The organism is Geobacillus thermodenitrificans subsp. thermodenitrificans DSM 465, from assembly GCF_000496575.1.
Taxonomy (GTDB): Bacteria; Bacillota; Bacilli; order Bacillales; family Anoxybacillaceae; genus Geobacillus; species Geobacillus thermodenitrificans.
In genome coordinates this window covers 1-317 of record NZ_AYKT01000072.1, presented here as the reverse complement: position 1 = coordinate 317, position 317 = coordinate 1, and the positions used below count along the sequence as shown (strand labels likewise).

At 38.2% G+C, this 317-nt stretch carries 1 protein-coding gene; it reads right to left on the bottom strand.

The window, feature by feature from the left end; all coding sequences use genetic code 11:
* Positions 1 to 35: 35 nt before the first annotated feature.
* Positions 36 to 317: DUF2200 domain-containing protein (locus tag DSM465_RS0118035; RefSeq protein ID WP_029761994.1), on the bottom strand; the 282-nt coding region annotated here is incomplete at its 5' end.

Sequence of the window (317 nt, the reverse complement as noted above, 5' to 3'; positions counted from 1 at the left end):
CAGAATATTGCTCTTGTTTTCCTCTTTTTTCATGATTATTTTCTCAAGATTTTCTCCATAGACTTTCCCTTTGCTAGCTCATCTATTAACTTATCCAGATAACGAATGTTCTGCATCAACGGATCTTCAATCTCCTCTACTCGAACACCACATATTACTCCTTTAATCAAAACCCGGTTCGGATTTAATTGCGGAGCTTCAGCAAAAAATGTCTCAAAGTCTACCTGTTTTTCCAACTGAGCTTCCAACTCATCCTGGGTATATCCTGTCAACCAACGGATAATTTCATCCACTTCTGATTTCGTACGCCCTTTTTT